Genomic DNA, 5,795 nt, shown 5'->3' on the forward strand with positions numbered 1-5,795 from the left:
TATAATAAGCGCTATAATAAGCGCACGACCCCACATATCGTGACCCCGGCTTCGTCTTAATATCGGGAATCAACATATTTGGCCGCAATTCCGCGCACAGGGCGTTGAGCAGGACTCTTGGACAAGTATTGGGGTAAATCTGTGTCGAACCGCTTTCCCGGGCGCCGCCTCTCTAAATTGCGGCTCGGAATTCTGGTAATTGTTCTTCTCGCCCTCACCGGCGGGTCGTATTTAGGCCTTCGCTCATTCCAGGACGCMAACGCGGCSTCSTCMATTCCKTCGGTCTTCTCCGGYTATGTSGACGTSACGGCCACGCCGCGGTTTGCGTTCGAATCCCCGGGCAGCCCCGAAGCCAAGGGCGCCGTTCTTTCCTTCATCGTTTCGGACAAAGCTGACCCTTGTTCGCCGTCGTGGGGGGCCGCATACAGCCTCACGCAGGCAGAATCCGACTTGGACCTGGACCGCAGGATCGCCCGGCTCCGCCAGGTCGGCGGCGCCGTCTCCGTGTCCTTCGGTGGGCAGAGCAACAGCGAACTGGCCGTCGGCTGCACCGATCCGGACAGGCTCGCGGGCGCCTACCGCGACGTGGTGGAACGCTACGACCTGCGCTCCATTGACCTCGACGTCGAGGGCACGGCCCTGGCGGACACCGCGTCGATCGACCGCCGCGGCAAGGCCGTCGCGGCCCTCCAGCAGGACCGCCGGAACGGCGGGAAAAGCCTCGAGGTGTGGCTGACCCTGCCCGCGGACCCGGCGGGGCTGACGGCGGCGGGCCGCGACCTCGTGTCCCGGACCCTCCGCGCCGGCGTCGACGTGGCCGGGGTGAACATCATGACGATGGACTTTGGCGGGAGTAAAGCGCCCGGCCAGTCCATGTCCCAGGCCTCCATCTCCGCGGCCGAAGCCACCCACACGCAGCTGCAGGCACTATTCCGGCAAAACGGCGAGGACCTGGGCACCGACACCGCCTGGCGCAAGCTGGGTCTCACCCCGATGATTGGGCAGAACGATGTCCCCGGGGAAATTTTCACGCTCGACGACGCCGCATCCCTGAATGCCTACGCCAAAGCGAAGGGCGTGGGCCGGGTGTCCATGTGGTCGCTCAACCGCGACCGGACCTGCGGCAGCAACTACCCGGACGTCGCCAAGGTTTCCGACAGCTGCAGCGGCATCCAGCAGGGCGACGCCCTTTTCGCCACGGTCCTGGGCGCCGACGTCATTCCCACGGCATCGGCCGTTCCGCAGCTGACGGCCGCCTCCGCCACCCCCACGGCGACCGACGACCCGTCCACCAGCCCCTACCCCGTGTGGAGCGAGACCGCACGGTACGTCGGCGGCGACCGCACGGTGTGGCACGGCAACGTTTACGAAGCCAAGTGGTGGACGCAGGGCGACAGTCCGGACAACCCCGTCGACCAGGGCGCCACGGTCCCGTGGAAGCTCATCGGCCCGGTATTGCCCGGCGACCGCCCCAGCCCCCGGACCACGGTCGCCGCCGGCACCTACCCGGAGTGGTCTGCTGCCACCGTCTACAAGCGCGGGTCACGGATCCTGTTCGACGGCTACGCGTTCGAGGCCAAATGGTGGACGCAGTCGGACAGCCCCCAGGCCATGCTTGAGGGCGCCCCGGACTCGCCGTGGATGAAGCTGACCGCCGCCCAACTCCAGTCCCCCGCGGCCAAGTAGCGGGCCGTCGGGGGGCGGCATCCGGGCCGGCTGTGACCAGTCTCACCAGCAATAATCGTCCTCCGGCTTGAGTCGCCAGCCGCCCGCTGTGCATCATAAAAAGGCAGCCGGAAGCGAGAGCTCCCGGCCCGCACCGCCCCCAAACGAGCTTCGACGCCCCGCGCCCGAAGCCCGCGGGGGCCCATCCTGGTGGACGCAACGAGRCCAAACCGGTGAGCTCATAGAGCTGCCCATGGTCTCCGGCGTTCCCGGTGTGGACTACGGCGGCTCCGCATCGGTGCGGCAGCCGGACACCCGGATTCATGAATGGAAGCACTGAACAATGACGTTTGAAACTGCCACCCACGCTGTCACCCACAAGCTCTGGGACCGCTCCACGATGCACCACGAGCTGGACACCCTGATCCACGACCTCTCCGTCCGCCACAACACCGCGAAGTCCAACATCGCGGTGCACGCCAGCGGGCCGAACACCTTCACGCTCAGCCTGAGCAACGGCGCAGCCGATCTGGGTTCGGCCTCCGCTTAACGGCACCAACCCCCAGCAACACCACGACGACGGCGGGAGCTTCCCGCCGTCGTCGTCGCGTTTCTGGCGCCCACGGCACCCTCGCAGCCCCGGGATCCTAGCCGCCGATCTGCACCACAGTGATCTCCACGGTGCACGGCCRCGGGCCGAGGTACTGCCGGACTGCGCCGGCCACTGCCCTGGTGACGTCGGGGGCCGGGCGGGTCAGCCCGACGCCGATCCGGGCCTTCACCGTGAGGCGGTCCACCGCTGCAATGATCTGCTGGAGCTGAACCGGCCTTAGGTAAGACGGGGCCGGGAGAGGAAACGTCACGGTCGATTAGATGTGAGCTGCGTCACATGGAGAGTGTCCCCTGCTGTTCATCTTGGAGCCACAACCGGTTAATTACCGGCCAGTAAGTTGGCCGGGTCCTATTTGACATCCCCTGAGAGGCTCCCCCCATGAGCGCGACCCGCACCCGAGGCATCCTCACGGCCGCCGCCGCTATCCTCCTGGCAGCGTCCGCAATCGGCGGCACAGCTGCCGCCCAGGCCGCCGGCACCACCGGCCAGAACGGCGGAAACGGCGCCGCCCCCACCCGCGGGACGGACTCCGCCCTGGCCGCGGCGTTCAACGGCGTGGACCGGTCCACCAACTGGCAGCAAACCAGCAAATTGAAGCTGGATTTCCCCACCTACCACACCGAGGGAATCGCCTTCAGCCAAGACCACATCTTCCTGTCGTCGGTGCAGATCATCGAGCCGACCAAAAAGTTCCCGGCCCCGCAGGGCGGCTACGACCGCACCCCCGGCAAGGGCATCGGCCACCTGTTCGTGATGGACAAAGCAGGAAAGCTGCAGAAGGACATCATCCTGGGCGAGGGCGACATGTACCACCCCGGCGGCATCGACTTCGACGGCACCAACGTCTGGGTCCCGGTGGCCCAGTACCGTCCCAACAGCAGCGCGATCGTCTACCGCGTGGACGCCAGCACCCTCGCGGTGCACAAGCAGTTCGAGGTCAACGACCACTTCGGCGGCATCGTGATGGACAAGCAGACCGGCCACCTCGTTGGCAACACCTGGGGCTCGCGGCGCTTCGCCGAATGGGACCTGCGCGGCCGCCAGCTCTCCACGTGGCAAAACACCGACTACTTCATCGACTACCAGGACTGCCAGTACGTGCCGGYCTCCAAGATGCTCTGCGGCGGCATCACCAACCTCCCGCAGACACCGGCGGCCGGCGGGACCGGCGCCACCTACGAACTCGGCGGGATGGCCATGATCGACCTCAAGTCCCGCAGCGTGATCCGCGACGTGCCGTTCCAGCAGTGGTCTACTGCCGGCCACGTCGCCACCCGGAACCCCTTCAAAATCACCGCCGAAGGCAACCACCTCACCCTGAAGGTGGCGCCCGATAACGGCGATGAAGGCAACGGCACCGAAATCCTCACCTACGAAGCCACCGCGCCCACCGCGGCAGCCACCAAGTAACGGCCCCAGCACAGGAACGATTGGATACCCCCATGTCTCGTCCAGCCCCACGCATCACCCGGCGCCGCGTCGCCTCCGCCGCCTGCGCCACCGCCCTCGCGGCCTCAGCCCTGGCCGCCGGCCTGGTCGGAGCCGGCCCCGCAGCCGCGGGCCCCGCCGCAGCCAGCGGCAAGGACCACGCCGCCACGGCCACCCCGATCAAGCACGTCGTGGTGATCTTCCAGGAGAACGTCTCCTTCGACCACTACTTCGCCACCTATCCGAAGGCCGCCAACATCCCCGGCGAAACCCAGCAGGGCAGCGGCACGAAGGCAGCCGCCTTCACCGCGGCCAAGAACACGCCCAAGAAGATCGACACGCTGGCCACCGCCGGGCTCCTGGCGCCGAACAACCCCAACGCGGTCCAGCCCTCGCGCCTCTCCCCCGCCCAGGCGGTCACTTGCGACCAGGACCACAACTACGGCGCCGAGCAGAAGGCGTACAACGGCGGCCTGATGGACAAGTTCGTCGAGTACACCAGCCGGGACGCCTGCGGCACCAACCAGTACGGCCGCAACGGGCTCACCATGGATTACTACGACGGAAACACCGTGACCGGTATCTGGAACTACGCCCAGAACTACGCCATGAGCGACAGCCACTTCAGCACCGTCTTTGGCCCCTCCACCCCCGGCGCGCTGAACCTGGTCTCCGGGCAGACGCACGGAGCCCGGGAATTCACAGCCGCGGGCCAGCCGGTCGCCACCCCGGCCGGCGGCAGCAGCGCCGTGCGCCAGCCCGACGCGAACGGCGTCGGCACTGTGATCAACGACCCCGATCCGGTGTATGACGATTGCTCCAACAGCAGCCACGCCAAGACCAATAACCTGGCCGGCATGAGCGGCAAGAACATCGGCGATTTGCTCAACGCCAAGGGCACGTCCTGGGGCTGGTTCCAGGGCGGCTTCACCCCGACCACTCCGGCCACCGGCACGGCCCCGGCGTCGTGCCTGTCCAGCCACACCAACGCCGCCGGCGCGTCCGTGGTGGACTACTCGCCCCACCACCAGCCGTTCCAGTACTACGCCTCGACCGCCAACCCGCACCACCTGGCCCCGGCGTCGGACGCGGAGATCGGCCACAACGGCCAGGCGAACCACCAGTACGACCTCACCGACTTCAACAAGGTGGTCAACACGGACAACATGCCCGCGGTGTCCTTCCTGAAGGCCGGCATGTACCAGGACGGCCACGCCGCCTACTCGGACCCGGTCGAYGAGCAGAASTTCRTCACCAASACCGTSAACSAGATCCAGAAATCCAAGAACTGGGAGGACACCGCCGTGGTGCTCGCCTATGACGACTCGGACGGCTGGTACGACCACGCTGCGGCCAAGGTGAAAAACTCCTCCGACACGGCCGACGACGCCGCATGGTGCCAGAAGGCCGCTGCCAGCGGCGTTCCCATGGCCGGCGGCTACGCGGACCGCTGCGGCCCCGGCCCGCGCCAGCCGCTGGTGGTCATTTCCCCGTATGCCAAGAAGAACTTCGTTGACCACACGCAGACCGACCAGGCCTCCATCCTGCGCTTCATCGAGGAGAACTGGCAGACCGGCCAGATCGGCGACGCTTCCGCCGACGCCGCCGCCGGCACGGTGAACGCGATGTTCGACTTCCACAAGCAGCGTCCCGGCAAGGTCCTGCTCAACGAACAAACGGGTGCGGTTGCCTCCATCACCAAAGAGGACGACGGCGGCCGCCGCAACTAGCGCCGGCACCTGACCGCCCACACGGAAACGCCACCCGGCAGATGCCGGGTGGCGTTTCTGTGTGGAGTGCGAACCGCGAGCGACGGGCCCGGCCCCGCGGCTACGGCACGCTGTAGGAGTTCAGCGGCCGTCCGGTGGCGCCGTACGTGAGGTCGAGCAGGAGGAGGCCCTTCCGTTCGAGGGCGCTGAGGTAGCGCTGTGCCGTCGGCCGGCTGACACCGAGCTGGTCGGCGATTTCGGCCGCGCCGATGGGGGCACCGGCAGCCCGGACAGCGTCGAGGGCTTTCTGCATGGTCGGCTGGAGCCGGGGACCCGGCGCGGACGCCCGCACCCCCGCCGAGCGCGCGTTGTAGAGACTG

General features: G+C 67.3%; 6 protein-coding genes. 4 read left to right on the plus strand and 2 right to left on the minus strand.

Annotation, left to right across the window (positions count from 1 at the left end):
* The first annotated feature begins 450 nt into the window (after window positions 1-450).
* Window positions 451-1,686, plus strand: coding sequence for a chitinase (locus AC1DHD_RS13495; RefSeq protein WP_476880204.1), 1,236 nt, complete (start codon window positions 451-453; stop codon window positions 1,684-1,686).
* Between the two features lie 322 nt (window positions 1,687-2,008).
* Window positions 2,009-2,215: a hypothetical protein gene (locus AC1DHD_RS13500; protein WP_476880205.1), complete on the plus strand. Its 207-nt coding sequence runs from the start codon at window positions 2,009-2,011 to the stop codon at window positions 2,213-2,215.
* A gap of 97 nt (window positions 2,216-2,312) precedes the next feature.
* Here the strand turns inward: AC1DHD_RS13500 and AC1DHD_RS13505 are convergent, their stop codons facing one another.
* A complete protein-coding gene (locus AC1DHD_RS13505; RefSeq protein ID WP_476880206.1) occupies window positions 2,313-2,528 on the minus strand; it encodes a hypothetical protein in 216 nt (71 codons plus the stop codon).
* A gap of 128 nt (window positions 2,529-2,656) precedes the next feature.
* Between AC1DHD_RS13505 and AC1DHD_RS13510 the strand changes: the two genes are divergently transcribed.
* Entirely contained in the window at window positions 2,657-3,688 is a 1,032-nt protein-coding gene (locus AC1DHD_RS13510; RefSeq protein ID WP_476880207.1) for a DUF6454 family protein, read from the plus strand.
* A gap of 32 nt (window positions 3,689-3,720) precedes the next feature.
* Window positions 3,721-5,436, plus strand: a complete 1,716-nt coding sequence (locus AC1DHD_RS13515) for a phospholipase C (protein WP_476880208.1) — start codon at window positions 3,721-3,723, stop codon at window positions 5,434-5,436.
* A gap of 100 nt (window positions 5,437-5,536) precedes the next feature.
* Here AC1DHD_RS13515 and AC1DHD_RS13520 read toward each other — a convergent pair.
* On the minus strand, window positions 5,537-5,795 hold a 259-nt coding region (locus AC1DHD_RS13520; protein WP_476880209.1), incomplete at its 5' end, for a helix-turn-helix domain-containing protein.

The sequence above is a fragment of the Arthrobacter sp. 05L45_2 genome, from assembly GCF_056397525.1.

Bases quoted from the DNA above. Each gene is read 5' to 3' on its own strand.
- AC1DHD_RS13500 (WP_476880205.1), top strand. From the start codon at position 2,009: ATGACGTTTGAAACTGCCACCCACGCTGTCACCCACAAGCTCTGGGAC.